This is a genomic window from Salmonella sp. 32082101201600294FB01SM01 (genome assembly GCF_017572865.1).
Lineage (GTDB): Bacteria > Pseudomonadota > Gammaproteobacteria > Enterobacterales > Enterobacteriaceae > Salmonella > Salmonella enterica.
The window spans coordinates 823,296-842,567 of the sequence record NZ_JAGESB010000001.1; the positions used below are offsets into that span (position 1 = coordinate 823,296).

The following is a 19,272-nucleotide window of genomic DNA, read 5'->3' on the forward strand; positions in this document are numbered from 1 at the left end:
CAATGAATGAGTTTTCAATCCTGTGCCGTGTGCTGGGATCGTTGTATTACCGCCAACCGCAAGATCCTTTACTGGTTCCGCTGTTTACGTTAATCCGTGAAGGTAAACTGGCGGCAAACTGGCCGCTGGAGCAGGATGAGATGCTGGCGCGTTTACAGAAAAGCTGCGATATCACGCAGATTTCCACTGATTACAATGCGTTATTTGTTGGGGAAGAGTGCGCGGTAGCGCCATACCGCAGTGCGTGGGTCGAAGGCGCGGAAGAGTCTGAGGTGCGCGCTTTTTTAACGTCGCGAGGGATGCCGCTGGCCGATACGCCTGCCGATCACATTGGTACTTTATTGCTCGCGGCCTCCTGGCTGGAAGATCAGGCTGCCGAAGATGAAAGTGAAGCGCTGGAAACCTTATTTGCCGATTATCTGCTTCCCTGGTGCAATACCTTCCTCGGTAAAGTTGAAGCCCATGCCGTTACGCCATTCTGGCGCACTTTGGCGCCGCTAACGCGTGATGCGATAGGGGCCATGTGGGATGAACTTCAGGAAGAAGATGAAGAATAATGTGATGTAAATCACTTTTAACTGCAACTGGTTTTACATCATTGCATAAAATGTGTGCGTGATCTCATTAATGTGCCGCTTTTCTGTTATGATGCGCGCCATGAACATACTTCTTTCTATTGCTATCACGACGGGCATCCTTTCTGGAATATGGGGATGGGTGGCCGTCTCCCTGGGGTTACTAAGCTGGGCCGGTTTTTTAGGCTGTACGGCTTATTTCGCCTGTCCGCAGGGCGGCTTTAAGGGATTGTTGATTTCCGCCTGTACGCTGTTAAGCGGTATGGTGTGGGCGCTGGTCATTATTCACGGTAGCGCGCTGGCGCCGCATCTGGAAATTGTCAGTTACGTGTTGACGGGGATCGTGGCATTCCTGATGTGTATCCAGGCAAAGCAGCTATTGCTTTCTTTTGTTCCGGGAACATTTATCGGCGCCTGCGCGACATTTGCAGGGCAGGGTGACTGGCGGTTGGTATTACCGTCGCTGGCGCTGGGGCTAATCTTTGGCTATGCCATGAAAAATAGTGGGCTATGGCTGGCATCACGCCGCGAGCAACATTCAGCGAATACGGCGGTCACAAAATAAAAAAGCGTGGGGTTCTTCCCCACGCTTTGTCGTATTGATCAGGATTCTGGCGGTACTGACAGCTCACGGTATTTCACCAGAATATCATTTTGCCTGTCCGCTTTATTCTGCAAATCCCACAGTCCGCGATCGATACCATCATTAATGAGGAAGATAACGCCGGTTTCAATGGCTGACATCAGACACAGCATCACCGGTTCGTTCGAGGTATAGCCGATTTCGCCTTCCAGTAAGCGCTGGTAATCAATAAAACGGAACACGCCTGCCTGTACTTCATAGGAAAGGATCGTTTTACTGGTGTTCACCGAAGAAAGGATCTCGCCCGTACTGACGTTAACCACGCGCAGGTTGACAGCAATCTGATCCAGCTGATACTGCGTATCGGCGCCAATACCGAAATATCTTGCGCCGACCCCGCCGGATTTGACGTTACTTTCATAACCAATAATAGAACCTTCCACCATAATATTTGCCGCCGTCAGCGACTGAAGCGGGATACGGTTATTCATCGCCACGGTGCCGTTTTCCTGGGCTGCGCGAATAATTTTCCGTTCATTCAAAAGATTCTGTAAGCCTTGTCGTTCCAGCGGGATAAACCAGCGCGAATCTTTCAGCGCGGTGACCAACATAGCGGTGGCGCTCTGCGGCACAGCCGTGGAAAAGTTACTTGCCGGGTAAGGTTTAAATTGGCCCGTTTCATCCTGAATGTTATATACCGAAACAAAGATCTTACCGGTGGGAGCAGGTAAGTGCGTCAAATCTTTGTAACTTTGTGCGCGGGGCATTAATGTCGGTTTCGCAGCTTGTTTCGGCGGGGCAGTTAAGCATCCGCTCAACAATAAAACGGCAACCAAAATAAGTAAGCGCGGCATGATTTATATCCTTTAGTGACTGTAGCTTAAAAATCGGTTGACTGAGTTTGTAAACCTGACACTTCGATGGTCGAGGTTCTTCCCGTTTTTCTGTCCGTGACGTTGAGCTGGAGCTGTCCGTCGCGATTAGCGATATCGATAATAAAATCGTTGGTCACCATACGTCCTGGTTTCCCGGTATTAATATTGGTCAACAAGCCGCCCAGAATTTGCGATTGAATAGCCTGCGTAAAGTTATCCAACGCTGAGGGGGTTTCGATACCAAAATCGTTATCATAAGCGGGGTCTTTATATGAATTTTGCGCCTGGGCGCTATTCAATAAAAAGGAACCGTTATTGGGGTTTCCACCAAAGTTAGGATTACGGAACTGGAACGTCATATTTCCAGCCCAGGTTAATGGCGAAAAAAGCATGAGCAGCACTACTGCATGTTTAACACGCATGACAGCCTCCGGATAAAAATCATGTTTTAGAATTCATCACGCGCTAAATCACTCGTACTTAATAGCGTTTGATCTATTTGTCGGCGATTTAATGCTTCCTCTGTTTGCGCTAATGCGAAGACGACGGTTTTCTCGAAGTCTCTTTTCATTGGAAATAAAAAAGTCTGGAAAATAACGTCCTGATTTACCGTTATGGTGATCCAGCTTCCCCAACGCGCACTGGGTCTTTCATTAATGGTCAGATTGCCGGTGTAGTCGCTTTCCCATTTGTCGCTGAATGCACGATAGAATTCATGTCCTATCGAAGAGACGGTATGGTCGGTTAACAATCCGGGAACCTCGACTTCAACTTCATTGGCATGCAGGTTTCCGGTAGCGAACAGTAACTCTGCTGCTACAATCCAGGTCAGATAGCGTTTCATGGCCTTACCGCCTGAGATTATCGTTTGCCCATGAAACTGCCTGGGTGCGATTTTTGACAGCTATCTTTTTGAAAAGATTATAAAGATGTGTCTTAACCGTATTCTCGCTGATAAATAGCGACCTGGCGATTTCATTATTAGAGGCACCAATACGTAACTTATTGAGGATCTCTTTTTCGCGATGAGTGAGTAATGCGGACTCGGTGCTGTTGTAGCGGTAATTTCCTGAGTGTGTAATCAGGTAACTGGCTAATTTTTGTGAAAAATAGCATTCGCCGCGCAGAATACCCTGTAATCCGCTGACCACGTGTTCCTGGTCTTCAGTGGCGTAAAACACGCCGTTAATATGAGGCCAGTTTTCAATTTCACGGTAGGGATAATCGTCAGGGGTATTTAACAATAATGTTTTTATATTATTGTTTTTGCGGCTTAAATTATCCTGCCAATAGTGGATAAGCTTCTTATCCGCTTCCATCATATCCATTAAAACAATGCAACCGGCTGAGATATCTTCCAGAGAACGTTGAATATTATGCAGTTTTCCGGTTATGGCCAGCGATTGCTTTAAATGTTGCAATAATGCCGTAGCTTGCAGAGATGGCTTTGTGATCAACAATAGTGTATGACCATGACTACTATGGACTTCATTAAACATGATGAAACTCCACTTTTTTTAATCGCACATCTGACAGCTGCCCCCATAAAATAAAGGCACCAGAAGTACTGACAGATGTTGCACTGCTGTGGGTTGAAATAGCCCATTATCCAGAAAGAGAAAAATATTTACGAAAATACTTTTAACTGTTTTCAATCTAGCCATTACAAATCTTAAAGCAAGTGTTAAACTTGTAACAAGATGTAAAAATATATATTAAAATGTTGTTTTTGGGTTTTTTTGAAGTTTAGATTTGATAGTAAAGTTGTACATTTAGCTGTTATTGCATAGATTTAAAAAATCATACAAATTATAATAATTCATTGATTTTTAATCATTTTAATTATTGTAAGTCATGTTTTGATTTTATTTTTTCTTAAAATTTGAGACGTGGCATTAACCTGGACAGCACAAAGACAAAAAAAACGAAGTGTGTCACGTCTTGTGCGTATTGCCCCCCATGGGAAGCATAAGAACATCCCCATGGTGGCATAACACACACCAACACTTCATTTTTTGGGTGCGCGATACACTCTCTTCTGTGGCCAAAAATCAATTATAAAAAATCACATGGCTATCGTTTTATTAGCACTTTGGTATGAGCTTAAATAACAAAATACCACGCGTGGGTGAGTTATTAAAAATGTTTCCACGGACATACTCTTCATCGTAACGACGCGTTAACAAAAAACGCATGTCGCTAACAAAACAATAGATAGTTTTCGCTATGTACGACCAGGTCCAGGGTGACAGCATGAAAAACAAATTGTTATTTATGATGTTGACAATACTGGGTGCGCCTGGGATTGCAACCGCGACAAATTATGATCTGGCTCGTTCAGAATATAATTTTGCGGTAAATGAATTAAGCAAGTCTTCATTTAATCAGGCGGCCATTATTGGTCAAGTCGGCACGGATAATAGTGCCAGAGTACGCCAGGAAGGATCAAAACTATTGTCCGTTATTTCACAAGAAGGAGGAAATAATCGGGCGAAAGTCGACCAGGCAGGGAATTATAACTTTGCGTATATTGAGCAAACGGGCAATGCCAACGATGCCAGTATATCGCAAAGCGCTTACGGTAATAGTGCGGCTATTATCCAGAAAGGCTCTGGAAATAAGGCCAATATTACCCAGTACGGTACGCAGAAAACAGCAGTTGTAGTGCAGAAACAGTCGCAGATGGCTATTCGCGTCACCCAACGCTAATACCGTTACGACTTTTAAATCAATCCGATGGGGGTTTTACCATGAAACTTTTAAAAGTGGCAGCATTCGCAGCAATCGTAGTTTCTGGCAGTGCTCTGGCAGGCGTCGTTCCACAATGGGGCGGCGGCGGTAATCATAACGGCGGCGGCAATAGTTCCGGCCCGGACTCAACGTTGAGCATTTATCAGTACGGTTCCGCTAACGCTGCGCTTGCTCTGCAAAGCGATGCCCGTAAATCTGAAACGACCATTACCCAGAGCGGTTATGGTAACGGCGCCGATGTAGGCCAGGGTGCGGATAATAGTACTATTGAACTGACTCAGAATGGTTTCAGAAACAATGCCACCATCGACCAGTGGAACGCTAAAAACTCCGATATTACTGTCGGCCAATACGGCGGTAATAACGCCGCGCTGGTTAATCAGACCGCATCTGATTCCAGCGTAATGGTGCGTCAGGTTGGTTTTGGCAACAACGCCACGGCTAACCAGTATTAATTTAGCGTCTGCGCTAATAAAAAAACAGGGCGTAAGCCCTGTTTTTTTTCGGGAGGAAATTATGCATACTTTATTGCTCCTTGCCGCACTTTCAAATCAGATTACGTTTACCACAACTCAGCAAGGCGATATTTACACGGTGATCCCTCAAGTCACATTAAACGAACCCTGCGTCTGTCAGGTGCAAATTCTCTCTGTGCGCGACGGCGTCGGGGGACAAAGCCATACACAGCAAAAACAAACGCTATCTTTACCTGCTAATCAACCGATTGAGTTGTCTCGTCTTAGTGTAAATATATCTTCAGAGGACTCGGTTAAAATTATTGTTACTGTTTCGGACGGACAATCACTGCATTTATCACAACAATGGCCGCCTTCTGCACAGTAGTTTTTGATGGTGGCGGAAATGGATTGGCTGACCTGGGTATAAAGAGGCGATAAAAGCGTCTCATCGTCTCGGCATGTCGCTAAAAGGTAACGCCGAACCCTCGAGGATGACTAATCATTGAGGAGTTAACATGTCCGTAATCAAGAAAAATATCCCTGCCATAGGTCTGTGTATCTGCGCTTTTTTTATCCATTCTGCGGTAGGGCAACAAACGGTACAGGGCGGCGTTATCCATTTTCGCGGCGCGATTGTTGAGCCACTGTGCGATATTTCTACTCACGCCGAAAATATTGATTTAACCTGCCTACGTGAAGGTAAAAAGCAAATGCACCGGATTGACCTTCGGCAGGCATCTGGATTACCGCAGGATATTCAGTCCATTGCGACGGTGCGGCTGCATTATCTCGATGCGCAAAAAAGCCTGGCGGTGATGAATATTGAGTACCGTTAACGGCGGTGTCATAGATATAAAAAGAGCGACTCTATTGAAAGCCCTGCTGTACACTTTGCAGATAAGGTGAGACAAAGGGGGGGTTATGACATCACGTCTTCAGGTCATACAAGGTGATATCACTCAACTTAGCGTCGATGCGATTGTGAATGCCGCTAACGCATCATTAATGGGCGGCGGCGGCGTAGACGGCGCGATTCATCGCGCGGCGGGGCCGGCATTGCTGGACGCCTGTAAACTCATCCGCCAGCAACAGGGCGAATGTCAGACGGGACATGCGGTTATCACGCCTGCTGGCAAGCTTTCGGCAAAGGCGGTTATTCACACAGTGGGGCCCGTCTGGCGAGGCGGCGAACACCAGGAAGCTGAGCTACTCGAAGAGGCATACCGGAATTGTTTGCTGCTTGCCGAGGCGAATCACTTTCGTTCCATCGCTTTTCCGGCAATCAGTACCGGCGTTTATGGCTATCCACGCGCCCAGGCCGCTGAAGTCGCCGTCAGGACGGTTTCAGATTTTATTACCCGTTACGCTCTGCCTGAACAGGTATACTTTGTCTGTTATGATGAAGAAACTGCCCGGCTTTACGCAAGATTACTTACTCAGCAAGGCGACGACCCTGCCTGATAAAACACGCCTGGAGCGTGCCGTTGAACCGCTATGCGCGCGCCATCCCGGAGAGTGCGGCATTCTGGCGCTGGATAACAGTCTGGACGCTTTTGCCGCTCGCTACCGCCTGACCGAAATGGCGGCGCGGACGCTGGATGTGCAGTATTATATTTGGGAAGACGATATGTCCGGGCGGCTGCTCTTTTCGGTACTGCTGTCGGCGGCGAAGCGCGGCGTTCATGTTCGTCTGCTGCTGGATGATAACAATACGCCTGGTCTGGATGATACGTTGCGCTTGCTGGATAGCCATCCTAATATCGAAGTTCGTCTGTTTAATCCTTTCTCTTTTCGTACGCTACGCGCGCTGGGATATTTGACGGATTTTGCGCGGCTGAATCGGCGGATGCACAATAAAAGTTACACTGCCGACGGCGTAGTGACGCTGGTCGGTGGGCGCAACATCGGCGATGCCTATTTCGGCGCTGGCGAGGAGCCGCTATTTTCCGATCTGGACGTGATGGCCATTGGCCCGGTGGTCAATGATGTCGCTAATGATTTTGAACGTTACTGGCGCTGTAGTTCAGTGTCGACATTGCAGCAAGTATTATCCCTTTCTGAGCAGGAACTGACGCAGCGTATCGAACTTCCCGAATCCTGGTATAACGATGAGATCACCCGCCGTTATCTGCATAAGCTGGAAACCAGCCAGTTTATGGCGGATCTCGATCGCGGAACGTTGCCGCTGATTTGGGCAAAAACACGCTTGCTTAGCGATGACCCTTCTAAAGGCGAGGGGAAGGCGCAGCGCCATTCGCTTCTTCCGCAGCGATTATTTGACGTGATGGGGTCGCCGACGGAGCGTATCGACATTATTTCCGCTTACTTTGTCCCTACGCGCGCAGGCGTGGCGCAGTTGCTTAATCTGGTCAGGAAGGGCGTGAAGATCGCCATCTTAACTAACTCTCTGGCGGCCAACGATGTGGCGGTCGTTCACGCAGGGTACGCGCGCTGGCGAAAGAAATTACTGCGCTATGGCGTGGAGCTCTACGAACTGAAACCGACCCGCGAACATGAAACCGCCGTACATGATCGCGGACTCACCGGGAACTCAGGTTCCAGCTTACATGCTAAAACGTTCAGTATTGATGGTAGTAAGGTGTTTATCGGATCGCTTAATTTTGATCCCCGTTCAACGCTTTTAAATACCGAAATGGGCTTTGTCATTGAAAGTGAAACGCTGGCGACGCTTATTCATAAGCGTTTTACGCAGAGCCAACGCGATGCGGCCTGGCAACTGCGGCTGGATCGCTGGGGACGAATTAACTGGATCGATCGTCAGCAAGAAGAGGAAAAGGTGTTAAAGAAAGAACCCGCTACGCGTTTCTGGCAGCGAGTTCTGGTACGGTTGGCGGCAATTTTACCTGTGGAATGGTTGCTGTGAACCCGCGCGCGGAAAACTACCCGATCGCGGCGCGGCTTTCTTGTTTTACCGGCGGTTTACCTGAAAAGAGAAATTTCAGGAGCGGGATGCGTAAATGAATTTCATACAGAATTAACGCAATACCCATAACAAATATCAGCCCGCACAAGAACCCGATCAGGTTGGAGGAGATATGCGGCGTAATATACGCGCCAAAGAAAAGCGTTAAGGGATGATGCACCAGATAGATAAACAGCGAAGCATTCACGAAATAGGTGACACGCGCGGACTGGAAGTTTAACAAGCGATGCCCCAGTGAAAATACTACGTTCACCATCCACAGCCCCATGACCATCGTAATCACAGATTCGGTTTCGTACATCCAGGCATCACCGCTCCCATAACGTTGATTCAGCAGATACGCGATAAAAGCAACGGCAGCGCCTAAAGTGCATCCGCGTGAGGGCGTGGTGAAGCGCGCTTTCAGATCGGGGTGAATGAAGGTCAGCGCGCCGAGAATAAAAAAAGGCACATAAAATAGCGTTTGCATCACAATAAAATTGAACATGCCGTCACTGAGGATTGCCGGATATACGATGAAAATAATGCGCCTGATAGCGGCGTAAGCCATCCCCAGCAGGAAAAAAATAAGCGAAAGTTTGGCCAGTGAAATAGCGGCGGGACGAGGCTTGCTTGTTTCCTGCCTTTTTTGGAACCAGGTAAAAATCCCGATGCTGACTGTGGTTAATATCACCAGCACCAGTAAAAACCACAGATGTGAAATGAGTTCCCACGCTAACGTATTATATTTTTCATAGGCAGAGAGTGTAGGCCAGTTCTCTGTTTTCTCTTTGACATATTGCAACAGGATAAATTGCGGCAAGGTAAGCAAAGGGATTGCGGTAAGCATGGGAATACCCACACGTTCTACCCGTACTTTCCACCAGCGTTTTAACGGATAACGTAAAAACAACATGTACGAAAAATAACCAGAAATAACAAAAAACACCTGCATACGAAAAGCGTGGATAAAATCGTTAAACAGGGTTAGCCACCATGATGGCGTGGCGCTATTGACATGCCAACTGTGAGTGGAATAGATCAACGAGATATGAAAGGGAATCCCTAACAACATCAGCCATGCGCGGATAGAGTCAAGAAAATATTCGCGCGGCGCGGGTACAGAGCTCATATAAGGTCACGTATTCTCAGATTTTTCACCTTATCCATAAGGCGAATTATAGTTACATTCGGTAGCAACCCTACACCAACTCCGACAACCTGTCTCCAGGATAAGCACGCAAAGTGAAAACAGGCGCGGGAGGTGCTTAATCCATGAGCCAGCGCGCTGAACAAAGCCTGGATTCAGTTGTCGTAATGCCTGATTATCCATTAAAATGGATCGGATCGATATAAGCACACAAAGGGGGAAGTGCTTACTTATTATGAAACATAAACGACAAATGATGAAAATGCGTTGGTTGGGCGCAGCTATTATGTTAACGCTTTACGCATCATCGAGCTGGGCGTTCAGTATTGATGACGTGGCAAAACAAGCTCAATCTTTAGCCGGGAAAGGCTATGAGGCGCCTAAAAGCAACTTGCCCTCCGTTTTCCGCGACATGAAATATGCGGATTATCAGCAGATCCAGTTTAATAGCGATAAAGCCTACTGGAACAACTTAAAGACCCCTTTTAAGCTCGAATTTTACCATCAGGGGATGTACTTCGATACGCCGGTCAAGATTAACGAAGTGACGGCGACGACGGTAAAAAGAATCAAATACAGCCCGGATTACTTCAATTTTGGCAATGTTCAGCACGATAAAGACACGGTAAAAGATTTAGGCTTCGCCGGGTTCAAAGTTCTGTACCCCATCAACAGTAAAGATAAGAACGACGAAATCGTCAGTATGCTTGGCGCCAGCTATTTCCGCGTGATCGGCGCAGGCCAGGTATATGGCTTATCTGCGCGCGGCCTTGCGATTGATACCGCCTTACCATCTGGTGAAGAGTTTCCCCGCTTTCGCGAGTTCTGGATTGAGCGTCCAAAACCCACCGATAAGCGTTTGACCGTCTATGCATTACTCGATTCTCCGCGCGCGACCGGCGCTTACCGTTTTGTGATCATTCCTGGCCGCGATACCGTGGTGGACGTGCAGTCAAAAGTCTATCTGCGCGATAAAGTAGGCAAGCTGGGCGTTGCGCCATTAACCAGTATGTTCCTGTTTGGGCCAAACCAGCCGTCGCCGACGACCAACTATCGTCCGGAACTGCATGACTCGAACGGCTTATCCATTCATGCGGGTAATGGCGAGTGGATTTGGCGTCCGCTGAACAATCCAAAACACCTCGCGGTGAGCAGTTATGCGATGGAAAACCCTCAGGGATTCGGCCTGTTGCAGCGTGGTCGCGAGTTCTCGCGCTTTGAAGATTTAGACGATCGCTACGACCTGCGTCCAAGCGCCTGGATTACCCCGAAAGGCGACTGGGGCAAAGGTAAGGTTGAACTGGTTGAAATTCCGACCAATGATGAAACCAACGATAACATTGTCGCTTACTGGACTCCGGATCAACTGCCGGAACCGGGTAAAGAGATGAACTTCAAGTACACTCTGACCTTCAGCCGCGATGAAGATAAACTTCATGCGCCGGATAATGCCTGGGTGCTGCAAACACGCCGCTCAACGGGCGACGTTAAACAGTCAAATCTGATTCGCCAGCCCGACGGCACTATTGCCTTTGTGGTGGATTTCGTTGGCGCCGACATGAAAAAACTGCCGCCGGATACGCCTGTCGCTGCGCAAACCAGCATTGGCGATAACGGTGAAATCGTTGACAGTAATGTACGCTATAACCCAGTCACTAAAGGCTGGCGTTTAATGCTGCGCGTGAAAGTCAAAGACGCGAAGAAAACCACGGAAATGCGTGCCGCATTGGTGAATGCCGATCAGACGCTAAGTGAAACCTGGAGCTACCAGTTACCTGCCAATGAATAAAACAACTGAGTATATTGACGCACTGCTGCTTTCTGAACGTGAGAAAGCGGCATTGCCGAAAACTGACATCCGCGCCGTACATCAGGCGCTGGATGCCGAGCATCGGACTTACTCGCGAGAAGACGATTCACCGCAGGGTTCCGTAAAAGCCCGCCTTGAACACGCCTGGCCGGATTCATTGGCGAAGGGGCAGTTAATTAAAGATGATGAAGGGCGTGATCAGTTGCAGGCTATGCCAAAAGCGACGCGCTCTTCGATGTTTCCCGATCCCTGGCGAACCAACCCGGTTGGCCGTTTCTGGGATCGCCTGCGTGGGCGGGATGTAACGCCGCGCTATGTTTCTCGTCTGACAAAAGAAGAGCAGGCGAGCGAGCAAAAATGGCGTACCGTCGGCACTATACGCCGCTATATTTTGTTAATTTTGACTCTGGCGCAAACCGTCGTCGCGACCTGGTATATGAAGACCATTCTGCCTTATCAGGGATGGGCGCTCATCAATCCTATGGATATGGTGGGGCAGGATATTTGGGTCTCTTTTATGCAGCTCCTGCCCTACATGCTGCAAACCGGTATCCTGATTCTGTTTGCCGTGCTGTTCTGCTGGGTGTCAGCCGGATTCTGGACGGCGCTGATGGGCTTCCTGCAACTGCTTATCGGGCGCGATAAGTACAGCATCTCCGCGTCTACGGTTGGCGATGAACCCCTCAATCCGGAACACCGGACGGCGCTGATCATGCCTATCTGTAATGAAGACGTTAGCCGCGTTTTCGCCGGTCTGCGCGCGACCTGGGAGTCCGTTAAAGCCACAGGCAACGCCGCGCATTTTGACGTCTATATCCTTAGCGACAGTTATAACCCGGATATCTGCGTGGCGGAGCAAAAGGCGTGGATGGAGCTTATCGCGGAAGTGCAGGGCGAAGGCCAAATTTTTTACCGCCGCCGCCGCCGCCGTATGAAACGCAAAAGCGGCAATATTGACGATTTTTGCCGCCGCTGGGGCAATCAGTACAGCTATATGGTGGTGCTGGACGCGGACTCAGTGATGAGCGGCGAGTGTCTGAGCGGTCTGGTGCGCCTGATGGAAGCGAACCCTAACGCCGGAATTATCCAGTCTTCGCCGAAAGCGTCGGGGATGGATACTCTGTATGCCCGCTGCCAACAGTTCGCGACCCGTGTTTATGGGCCGCTGTTTACCGCCGGGCTGCACTTCTGGCAGTTGGGAGAGTCGCACTACTGGGGGCACAATGCCATTATCCGCGTGAAACCGTTTATCGAGCACTGCGCGCTGGCGCCGCTGCCGGGAGAAGGTTCGTTCGCCGGATCGATTCTTTCCCACGACTTTGTGGAGGCGGCGCTAATGCGTCGGGCAGGGTGGGGCGTCTGGATTGCCTACGATCTCCCCGGCTCCTATGAAGAACTGCCGCCAAACCTGCTGGATGAGCTTAAACGCGACCGCCGCTGGTGTCACGGCAACCTGATGAACTTTCGTCTGTTCCTGGTGAAAGGAATGCACCCGGTGCATCGCGCCGTGTTCCTGACCGGGGTAATGTCATACCTGTCCGCGCCGTTATGGTTTATGTTCCTCGCGCTTTCTACCGCGCTGCAGGTCGTTCATGCGTTAACAGAGCCGCAATATTTCCTTCAGCCGCGCCAGCTTTTTCCGGTCTGGCCGCAGTGGCGTCCGGAACTGGCAATCGCGCTGTTTGCGTCAACGATGGTGCTGCTGTTCCTGCCGAAGCTGCTCAGTATTATGCTGATCTGGTGTAAAGGCACCAAAGAGTATGGCGGTTTCTGGCGCGTTACGCTGTCGCTGTTGCTGGAAGTGCTGTTCTCCGTGTTGCTGGCGCCGGTGCGTATGCTGTTTCATACCGTGTTTGTGGTCAGTGCGTTTCTCGGCTGGGAAGTGGTCTGGAACTCACCGCAACGCGACGATGATTCTACGCCGTGGGGAGAAGCCTTTATGCGTCACGGCTCTCAACTGCTGCTGGGGCTGGTCTGGGCGGTGGGTATGGCGTGGCTGGATTTACGCTTTCTGTTCTGGCTGGCGCCGATTGTCTTTTCGCTGATTCTGTCGCCATTTGTTTCGGTGATCTCCAGTCGTTCAACGGTAGGATTACGCACCAAACGCTGGAAGCTGTTCCTGATCCCGGAAGAGTATTCGCCGCCTCAGGTGTTGGTCGATACCGATAAATATCTGGAGATGAATCGCCGCCGTATTCTGGACGATGGCTTTATGCATGCGGTATTTAACCCGTCGCTGAATGCGCTGGCGACCGCGATGGCCACCGCGCGTCACCGCGCCAGTAAGGTGCTGGAAATAGCCCGCGATCGTCATGTGGAGCAGGCGCTAAACGAAACGCCGGAGAAACTGAACCGCGATCGGCGTCTGGTTTTGCTCAGCGATCCGGTGACGATGGCGCGTTTACACTATCGGGTCTGGAATGCGCCAGAGAGATACTCTTCCTGGGTAAACCATTATCAGTCTCTCGTCCTGAATCCGCAGGCGTTGCAGGGACGAGCATCGTCAGCGGGATAAGGTCTTCAGGTCTGGAGTGAGGTGAAAAATACCGGCGTGATGCCGGTATTTTTATAGTGAAATGAGGTATCAGGTGCGTATATTCGCGGTGAGCATAATGGTGATTACCCTGAGCGGCTGCGGCAGTATTATCAGCAGAACGATCCCCGGACAAGGACACGGCAACCAGTATTACCCTGGCGTGCAGTGGGATATGCGTGATTCCGCATGGCGCTATATCACGATCCTCGATCTGCCCTTCTCACTGATCTTCGATACATTGCTGCTGCCGCTCGATATTCACCACGGGCCTTATGAGTAATTAACGCTCATCCCATTCGTCTGCCGCAGTACGGCCTTCCTCGGTATCAAGCGGGGGTTCAAGCTGGAATTCCCCTTCATCCCATTCATGCAAGGTATTCTCTTCCTGCCATTCCTGGCGGATCTCTATCTCATCATAATCGCCGTCAAACACGCTCTGCGCGGCTTCACCACTCAGCATCGGCAGACATTCGCCATCTTCACCTTCATCGGCGAAAAATTCGACCTGCCACATGATGTCCCCATCCTGCAGTACATATTTCTGAACGTTGAACTGCTGCACATTCGCTTCATCTTGTTCGAGGCCTGGATGGTCAGCCAGAAATTCTTCCCGGGCTGCATCGATAGCTTCTTCCAGCGTGGCATACATGGTCATCAGTGTCTCCCTTTGATTTGACGAGGTATTTAGGGAAAGAATAGCTGATTCTGTGATATTGCAAGTATGAAAGCGCAAAAATCATTCTATTGCCAGTCTGCGCCGTCGTAAGCTGTTCCATGAATAGATAGCATTGAACAATACCACGCCTGCCGTGACGCAGAAGACGGCGCGGAAGCCATAGCTCGCGGAAATTGCGGCGCCCATGAGAGGGCCGGTGACGTTGCCGATATCGCGGAAAGATTGGTTGTAACTGAATATGCGCCCGGCTATCTGGTTGGTAGAGTTGTAAACCAGCAGAGTTTGGACGGCTGGCAGCAGCGCGCCATCCGCCGCGCCAAGCAGAAACCGCAATAGCGCGAGCTGCCACGGCGTTTGCACAAAAGACATTGGAATCAGCAGCAGTACGGAAATAATCAGCGCGACGATAAGGATCTTTTCCGGGCCAATTCTGTCGCCGAGCTTGCCTAGTCGGGGGGCGCTAAGTAATGCCGCCACGCCGGGAACGGACGCTATCATCCCGCTAATGAACGCAATATTACTGACATTTCCCGCGAGTTCGCGCACATAGAGCGTCAGGATGGGCGCAATAGACCCCGTCGCCACCTGAATAATCAGCGTGGTGACAAACAGGCTTAACACCAGGCGGGGATTTTTTAACGAGGCGACCACTTCCCGAACGTGAAGCATCTCTTTTTTGCTCACCGGCAGGAAATTCTCGCGAATAAAAAAGAAGGTGAGCAGAAAACAGATAAACAACACGCTGGCGGTAATAAAAAAGACCGGGCGAAGGCCGTAATGGTCGGCGAGCAGACCGCCCGCAAGTGGGCCAAGCAGAGCGCCGCTGACGCCGCCAGTAGAGAGCGTCCCTAACGCCCAGCCGCTTTTATGGCGCGGCACCTGAGTGGCGATGAGCGCATTGGCGTTGGGAATAAATCCGCCCAGCAGGCCTAATAACGCGCGGAGGATCAGAAATTGCCAGATATTTTGCGCCATGCCCATTAACAGCATCACAATGGCCATGCCGAGAGCGGAACGCAACAGCATAATCTTACGCCCTTTACGATCCGCCAGACCGCCCCAAAAAGGGGAAGCGATAGCTGAAAAGAGGAACGTAATACTAAAGACCAGCCCGGACCACATGTTGAGCGCGCTATGGCCTGTTACGCCGAGTTGCTCAACGTAGAGAGGGAGAAAAGGCATGACCAGACTGAATGCCGCGCCGGTTAAAAAACAGCCCAGCCAGGTAACGGTTAGATTGCGTTTCCAGTTTATGGGGACATCAGAGGGTGACATAGCGTTCCACAGTATGATGCGCGGTTTGCGCTATCATCAATTTAATTATGAGCGTACTAATTATAATTATGCGCCGACCTTACCAGCCTCGCAATGTGGGGAGCTTTTAAAGCTAAAAGAGGGGAAAAATTGCAGCCTGACGGCTGCAATCCTGTCAATAGCGCGATGGTACGCCTTCAGGGCGAGTTTTAAAGCGGCGATGCAGCCACATATACTGCTCTGGTGCCATCATAATGCACTGCTCGACAATTTTATTCATCCATGCGGCAGTCGCTTCTGCGCTCTCCAGCGGAGGCGAATATTCCGCAGGAAGAATGATCAGTTCGTAGCCTTTCCCATCGGGTTTACGGCGAGGCACGAAGGGGATAATACAGGCTTTAGACATGCGCGCGAGCATCCAGGTACCGGAGGTCGTGGCAGCCTGGTCGACAGCGAATAATGGTACAAAAACGCTGGCGCGCGGGCCATAATCGTGATCCGGCGCATACCAGATCAATTCGCCGCTTTTCAATGCCTTAACCATGCCTTTCAGATCTTTGCGATCCAACATCGATTTATTGGAGCGTAAGCGTCCCCAGGTCTGTAACCAGTCGAGCAACGGATTATCATTCGGGCGATAAACTCCAATACCCGGGTTATGCATACCAAACATGCGGGCGCCAAACTCAAGGGTAAGGAAATGTATTCCTACCAGAATGAACCCCAGTCCCTGCGCCTTAACTTCACGGATATGCTCCAGACCGCTCGCTTCCATCCAGCGGTTCACTCGCCGATCGGGCCAGAACCAGGCCATGCCGGTTTCCATCACGCCCATACCGACGGATTCAAAGTTTTTGACCACCATGGTGTGGCGTTCCTGCGCGCTCATTTCCGGAAAGCATAATTCAAGGTTGCGATAGGCGATTTTTGCGCGGCGTTTCATTACGCGTCGCGCCAGGTGGCCCAATGCGCAACCCAATTTATAGATGACCGGGTAGGGGAGTTGCACGACCAACCAAAGCGCGCCTATACCCAACCAGGTTAACCAATAGCGCGGGTGCAGTAAGGCCACGGAGAACTTAGGCAACTTCGTCATTTCTATCCTGTCTTTCAACGAACAATTCCCCGTATTCTCGCATCTTTTTGCGTTGAGCAAAAATATGTAGCAGGAGAGTGGCGATTAAATCGACAATTGTTGTTAATTATTTAGTGTAAAGCAGGAAATGTAGCGCAAAATGTGTGGATGTAAATTGGCGAGACTTGCCTTATCATGCCTGCCCACTTTATTTTTTGCTGATTGCAGGATACGTACACCATGCCAGTGTTACACAACCGCATCTCTAATGACGAGCTGAAAGCCAAAATGCTGGCGGAAAGCGAGCCGCGTACGACAATTTCTTTTTATAAATATTTCACTATCGCCTCGCCGCAACAGACGCGGGACGCGTTGTATCAGGTGTTTACGGCGTTGGACGTTTTTGGTCGCGTTTACCTGGCGCATGAAGGCATCAATGCGCAAATCAGCGTGCCGCAAAGCAAGCTCGAGACGTTTCGTCAACAGCTTTATACGTTCGACCCCGCGCTGGACGGGCTGCGTTTAAATATCGCGCTGGAGGATGACGGAAAGTCATTTTGGGTGCTGCGTATGAAAGTTCGCGACCGTATCGTCGCTGACGGTATTGACGATCCGACTTTTGACGCCAGTAATGTCGGCGATTATCTGAAGGCGGCAGATGTGAATGCGATGCTGGACGATCCTGACGCGGTCTTTATTGATATGCGCAACCACTATGAGTATGAAGTCGGCCATTTCGAAAATGCTCTGGAAATCCCGGCGGATACGTTTCGTGAACAGTTGCCAAAAGCGGTTGAAATGCTGCGGGAACATGCAGATAAAAAGATAGTGATGTACTGTACCGGCGGTATTCGTTGTGAGAAAGCCAGCGCCTGGATGAAACACAACGGTTTCAATAAAGTCTGGCATATTGAGGGTGGCATCATTGAGTACGCCCGTCGCGCGCGCGAGCAGGGGCTTCCCGTTCGCTTTATCGGCAAAAACTTTGTATTTGATGAACGAATGGGCGAACGAATCTCGGATGATATTATCGCGCATTGCCATCAGTGCGGCGCGCCCTGCGATAGCCATACCAACTGCAAAAACGACGGTTGCCATCTGCTGTTTATTCAGTGTCCGCAGTGCGCCAGTAAATTTAACGGCTGCTGTAGTGAACAATGCTGTGAAGAGTTGGCCTTGCCGGAGGAAGAACAGCGCCGACGTCGCGCGGGTCGCGAGAACGGCAACAAAATTTTTAATAAATCGCGTGGTCGGCTTAATAGCAAACTGAGCATTCCCGATCCGGCTGAGTAATATTTTGCCGGATAGCAGCGTAAAGGCCGCTATCCGGCATTTCGCCAGGCGTTACTTCTGCTGAACGCCTTCTACTGAGATGATAAGCTCAACCTCTTGTGAGGCCGGGCCGAGATCGGTAGTTATATTGAAGTCCTTCAGCTTAATTTTTCCTTCGGCCTCAAAGCCCGCGCGCTTACCGCCCCACGGATCGTCGCCCTGGCCCATCAGCTTTGCTTCCAGCGTCACCGGTTTAGTCACGCCATTGAGCGTCAGATTGCCGGTAATATCCAGTTCATCGCCCTCTTTTTTCACGCTGGTAGAGGTGAAGGTTGCCTGCGGGAATTTCGCAACATTAAGAAATTCCGCGCTACGCAGGTGTTTGTCACGTTCGGCATGGTTAGTGTCGACGCTATTGGTGTTAATGGTCACGTTCACTTTGTCTGCCGACGGATTTTTTTCATCAAAAGTAAACGTGCCGTCGAAATCTTTAAAGGTGCCGTACAGCCAGCTGTAGCCCAGATGCTGGATGCGGAAATTGACGAACGCATGTTGGCCTTCTTTATCAATTTTATACTCCGCCGCCACGGCGGAACCGGTCGTGAATAACAAGGATGCGAGGGTGAATCCCAGCAGGTTTTTTTTCATTTTTGAGCTCCATAGTCAGATGACGACATTCCTGTCATACGTTTCAGTGTGTCGTCTTTATCGATGAAATGGTGTTTTAGCGCCATAACCCCATGCGAGAGCGAGATAATGACCAGCGACCAGGCAAACCACAGATGCAGCGTTCCGGCGATGTCAGCCTGCGCGCCCGCGTCCGTAAGCGTGGCCGGAATCTCAAACCAGCCAAAGACGCTAATCGGTTTACCGTCGGCGGTGGAAATCAGGTAGCCGCTAATGATTATCGCAAAGAGCAGGAGATACAGGAGGAGATGACCTGCGGCGGCGCCAGCGCGCGTTAAACGGGAATAGCTGGTCAACGCAATGGGCGGCGGAGAATAAAGCCGCCAGATAATACGCACGATCAGCGCCATCATCAGTAATATGCCAATACTTTTATGTATTTCCGGTGCCTGGTGATACCAGCCGTCGTAATAACTGAGCGTGACCATCCATAAACCCAACGCAAACATGCCATAGACCACCAGGGCGGTCAGCCAGTGGAGCGCGGCGGAAACCACGCCATAACGCTGTGGAGTATTTTTAAATTGCATAAACACACCAATCAATATTTCACGAGAGAATGAAAATGGCGTGGAAAAGCGCCGAATGCAACTTATAAATAAGAATTTGAATGATATTTATTTTTATTTCAATAATTTTGATGTTGT

General features: G+C 49.9%; 22 protein-coding genes. 12 read left to right on the forward strand and 10 right to left on the reverse strand.

All coding sequences use genetic code 11. From position 1 onward, the window contains the following. Positions 1-2: 2 nt before the first annotated feature. Both J4645_RS03900 and J4645_RS03905 read left to right on the forward strand, forming a co-directional pair. On the forward strand, positions 3-557 hold the full coding sequence (locus J4645_RS03900; RefSeq protein ID WP_023214769.1) for a molecular chaperone: 555 nt from the start codon (positions 3-5) through the stop codon (positions 555-557). Positions 558-657: 100 nt separating this feature from the next. Further along, positions 658-1,140 (forward strand): DUF1097 domain-containing protein, encoded by a 483-nt coding sequence (locus J4645_RS03905; protein WP_001546652.1) that lies wholly within the window; start codon positions 658-660, stop codon positions 1,138-1,140. Positions 1,141-1,178: 38 nt separating this feature from the next. Here the strand turns inward: J4645_RS03905 and csgG are convergent, their stop codons facing one another. Genes csgG through csgD form a run of 4 tightly spaced genes read right to left on the reverse strand, consistent with a single transcriptional unit; the run spans position 1,179 to position 3,532 of the window. Continuing rightward, entirely contained in the window at positions 1,179-2,012 is an 834-nt protein-coding gene (csgG, locus tag J4645_RS03910; protein WP_001137620.1) for a curli production assembly/transport protein CsgG, read from the reverse strand. Between the two features lie 26 nt (positions 2,013-2,038). After that, positions 2,039-2,455: a curli production assembly/transport protein CsgF gene (csgF, locus tag J4645_RS03915; protein WP_001264073.1), complete on the reverse strand. Its 417-nt coding sequence runs from the start codon at positions 2,453-2,455 to the stop codon at positions 2,039-2,041. Positions 2,456-2,481: 26 nt separating this feature from the next. Further along, a complete protein-coding gene (gene csgE / locus J4645_RS03920) occupies positions 2,482-2,877 on the reverse strand; it encodes a curli production assembly/transport protein CsgE (RefSeq protein ID WP_000833305.1) in 396 nt (131 codons plus the stop codon). A 4-nt stretch (positions 2,878-2,881) separates the two neighbouring features. Further along, a complete protein-coding gene (gene csgD / locus J4645_RS03925) occupies positions 2,882-3,532 on the reverse strand; it encodes a biofilm master transcriptional regulator CsgD (RefSeq protein ID WP_000481517.1) in 651 nt (216 codons plus the stop codon). A gap of 754 nt (positions 3,533-4,286) precedes the next feature. Here csgD and csgB point away from each other — a divergent pair. From csgB to J4645_RS03955, 6 genes are all read left to right on the forward strand, one after another. After that, positions 4,287-4,742: a curli minor subunit CsgB gene (gene csgB, locus J4645_RS03930; RefSeq protein ID WP_000791656.1), complete on the forward strand. Its 456-nt coding sequence runs from the start codon at positions 4,287-4,289 to the stop codon at positions 4,740-4,742. A 41-nt stretch (positions 4,743-4,783) separates the two neighbouring features. After that, entirely contained in the window at positions 4,784-5,239 is a 456-nt protein-coding gene (gene csgA, locus J4645_RS03935) for a curli major subunit CsgA (RefSeq protein WP_000771416.1), read from the forward strand. A 61-nt stretch (positions 5,240-5,300) separates the two neighbouring features. After that, positions 5,301-5,627 carry a curli assembly chaperone CsgC gene (csgC, locus tag J4645_RS03940; RefSeq protein ID WP_000557256.1) on the forward strand — a complete coding sequence of 109 codons (327 nt, stop codon included), beginning with the start codon at positions 5,301-5,303 and terminating at the stop codon, positions 5,625-5,627. Between the two features lie 130 nt (positions 5,628-5,757). Continuing rightward, positions 5,758-6,078 carry a type 1 fimbrial protein gene (locus J4645_RS03945; protein ID WP_000111254.1) on the forward strand — a complete coding sequence of 107 codons (321 nt, stop codon included), beginning with the start codon at positions 5,758-5,760 and terminating at the stop codon, positions 6,076-6,078. An 85-nt stretch (positions 6,079-6,163) separates the two neighbouring features. Then, positions 6,164-6,703: an O-acetyl-ADP-ribose deacetylase gene (ymdB, locus tag J4645_RS03950; RefSeq protein WP_000203944.1), complete on the forward strand. Its 540-nt coding sequence runs from the start codon at positions 6,164-6,166 to the stop codon at positions 6,701-6,703. Further along, positions 6,639-8,126 (forward strand): phospholipase D family protein, encoded by a 1,488-nt coding sequence (locus tag J4645_RS03955; protein ID WP_000976323.1) that lies wholly within the window; start codon positions 6,639-6,641, stop codon positions 8,124-8,126. The genes ymdB and J4645_RS03955 overlap by 65 nt, the downstream gene beginning before the upstream one ends. Positions 8,127-8,142: 16 nt before the next feature. Here the strand turns inward: J4645_RS03955 and mdoC are convergent, their stop codons facing one another. After that, the gene (gene mdoC / locus J4645_RS03960; protein WP_023376851.1) at positions 8,143-9,297 is read right to left on the reverse strand and encodes a glucans biosynthesis protein MdoC; all 1,155 of its coding nucleotides are present in this window, start codon (positions 9,295-9,297) and stop codon (positions 8,143-8,145) included. Positions 9,298-9,568: 271 nt separating this feature from the next. Here mdoC and mdoG point away from each other — a divergent pair, with 271 nt between their 5' ends. The 3 genes from mdoG (at position 9,569) to J4645_RS03975 (ending at position 13,941) form a co-directional block, all read left to right on the forward strand. Further along, positions 9,569-11,104, forward strand: a complete 1,536-nt coding sequence (gene mdoG / locus J4645_RS03965; RefSeq protein WP_001562609.1) for a glucans biosynthesis protein MdoG — start codon at positions 9,569-9,571, stop codon at positions 11,102-11,104. Next, positions 11,097-13,640, forward strand: coding sequence for a glucans biosynthesis glucosyltransferase MdoH (mdoH, locus tag J4645_RS03970; protein WP_001044607.1), 2,544 nt, complete (start codon positions 11,097-11,099; stop codon positions 13,638-13,640). The genes mdoG and mdoH overlap by 8 nt, the downstream gene beginning before the upstream one ends. Positions 13,641-13,713: 73 nt before the next feature. Continuing rightward, a complete protein-coding gene (locus J4645_RS03975; RefSeq protein ID WP_001217832.1) occupies positions 13,714-13,941 on the forward strand; it encodes a YceK/YidQ family lipoprotein in 228 nt (75 codons plus the stop codon). On the opposite strand, the gene J4645_RS03980 is transcribed toward J4645_RS03975, so the two are convergent. From J4645_RS03980 to J4645_RS03990, 3 genes are all read right to left on the reverse strand, one after another. Beyond that, on the reverse strand, positions 13,942-14,316 hold the full coding sequence (locus J4645_RS03980) for a MysB family protein (protein WP_000180050.1): 375 nt from the start codon (positions 14,314-14,316) through the stop codon (positions 13,942-13,944). Positions 14,317-14,397: 81 nt separating this feature from the next. Then, the gene (gene mdtG, locus J4645_RS03985) at positions 14,398-15,612 is read right to left on the reverse strand and encodes a multidrug efflux MFS transporter MdtG (RefSeq protein WP_000075053.1); all 1,215 of its coding nucleotides are present in this window, start codon (positions 15,610-15,612) and stop codon (positions 14,398-14,400) included. Between the two features lie 154 nt (positions 15,613-15,766). Beyond that, positions 15,767-16,687, reverse strand: a complete 921-nt coding sequence (locus J4645_RS03990) for a Kdo(2)-lipid IV(A) acyltransferase (protein ID WP_000163973.1) — start codon at positions 16,685-16,687, stop codon at positions 15,767-15,769. Positions 16,688-16,906: 219 nt separating this feature from the next. Between J4645_RS03990 and J4645_RS03995 the strand changes: the two genes are divergently transcribed. Further along, complete coding sequence (locus tag J4645_RS03995) at positions 16,907-17,959, forward strand: rhodanese-related sulfurtransferase (protein WP_001144628.1); 1,053 nt, start codon at positions 16,907-16,909, stop codon at positions 17,957-17,959. A 51-nt stretch (positions 17,960-18,010) separates the two neighbouring features. Here J4645_RS03995 and J4645_RS04000 read toward each other — a convergent pair whose 3' ends face one another. After that, positions 18,011-18,586: a YceI family protein gene (locus J4645_RS04000; protein ID WP_000739886.1), complete on the reverse strand. Its 576-nt coding sequence runs from the start codon at positions 18,584-18,586 to the stop codon at positions 18,011-18,013. Further along, positions 18,583-19,155 carry a cytochrome b gene (locus tag J4645_RS04005; RefSeq protein WP_001159782.1) on the reverse strand — a complete coding sequence of 191 codons (573 nt, stop codon included), beginning with the start codon at positions 19,153-19,155 and terminating at the stop codon, positions 18,583-18,585. The genes J4645_RS04000 and J4645_RS04005 overlap by 4 nt, the downstream gene beginning before the upstream one ends. Between the last annotated feature and the right edge of the window lie 117 nt (positions 19,156-19,272).

Excerpts from the sequence above, each read along its gene's own strand:
- J4645_RS03900 (WP_023214769.1), top strand. The coding sequence starts at position 3 with ATGAATGAGTTTTCAATCCTGTGCCGTGTGCTGGGATCGTTGTATTAC.
- J4645_RS03905 (WP_001546652.1), top strand. The coding sequence starts at position 658 with ATGAACATACTTCTTTCTATTGCTATCACGACGGGCATCCTTTCTGGA.
- csgG (WP_001137620.1), bottom strand. The coding sequence starts at position 2,012 with ATGCCGCGCTTACTTATTTTGGTTGCCGTTTTATTGTTGAGCGGATGC.
- csgF (WP_001264073.1), bottom strand. The coding sequence starts at position 2,455 with ATGCGTGTTAAACATGCAGTAGTGCTGCTCATGCTTTTTTCGCCATTA.
- csgE (WP_000833305.1), bottom strand. The coding sequence starts at position 2,877 with ATGAAACGCTATCTGACCTGGATTGTAGCAGCAGAGTTACTGTTCGCT.
- csgD (WP_000481517.1), bottom strand. The coding sequence starts at position 3,532 with ATGTTTAATGAAGTCCATAGTAGTCATGGTCATACACTATTGTTGATC.
- csgB (WP_000791656.1), top strand. The coding sequence starts at position 4,287 with ATGAAAAACAAATTGTTATTTATGATGTTGACAATACTGGGTGCGCCT.
- csgA (WP_000771416.1), top strand. The coding sequence starts at position 4,784 with ATGAAACTTTTAAAAGTGGCAGCATTCGCAGCAATCGTAGTTTCTGGC.
- csgC (WP_000557256.1), top strand. The coding sequence starts at position 5,301 with ATGCATACTTTATTGCTCCTTGCCGCACTTTCAAATCAGATTACGTTT.
- J4645_RS03945 (WP_000111254.1), top strand. The coding sequence starts at position 5,758 with ATGTCCGTAATCAAGAAAAATATCCCTGCCATAGGTCTGTGTATCTGC.
- ymdB (WP_000203944.1), top strand. The coding sequence starts at position 6,164 with ATGACATCACGTCTTCAGGTCATACAAGGTGATATCACTCAACTTAGC.
- J4645_RS03955 (WP_000976323.1), top strand. The coding sequence starts at position 6,639 with ATGATGAAGAAACTGCCCGGCTTTACGCAAGATTACTTACTCAGCAAG.
- mdoC (WP_023376851.1), bottom strand. The coding sequence starts at position 9,297 with ATGAGCTCTGTACCCGCGCCGCGCGAATATTTTCTTGACTCTATCCGC.
- mdoG (WP_001562609.1), top strand. The coding sequence starts at position 9,569 with ATGATGAAAATGCGTTGGTTGGGCGCAGCTATTATGTTAACGCTTTAC.
- mdoH (WP_001044607.1), top strand. The coding sequence starts at position 11,097 with ATGAATAAAACAACTGAGTATATTGACGCACTGCTGCTTTCTGAACGT.
- J4645_RS03980 (WP_000180050.1), bottom strand. The coding sequence starts at position 14,316 with ATGACCATGTATGCCACGCTGGAAGAAGCTATCGATGCAGCCCGGGAA.
- mdtG (WP_000075053.1), bottom strand. The coding sequence starts at position 15,612 with ATGTCACCCTCTGATGTCCCCATAAACTGGAAACGCAATCTAACCGTT.
- J4645_RS03990 (WP_000163973.1), bottom strand. The coding sequence starts at position 16,687 with ATGACGAAGTTGCCTAAGTTCTCCGTGGCCTTACTGCACCCGCGCTAT.
- J4645_RS03995 (WP_001144628.1), top strand. The coding sequence starts at position 16,907 with ATGCCAGTGTTACACAACCGCATCTCTAATGACGAGCTGAAAGCCAAA.
- J4645_RS04000 (WP_000739886.1), bottom strand. The coding sequence starts at position 18,586 with ATGAAAAAAAACCTGCTGGGATTCACCCTCGCATCCTTGTTATTCACG.
- J4645_RS04005 (WP_001159782.1), bottom strand. The coding sequence starts at position 19,155 with ATGCAATTTAAAAATACTCCACAGCGTTATGGCGTGGTTTCCGCCGCG.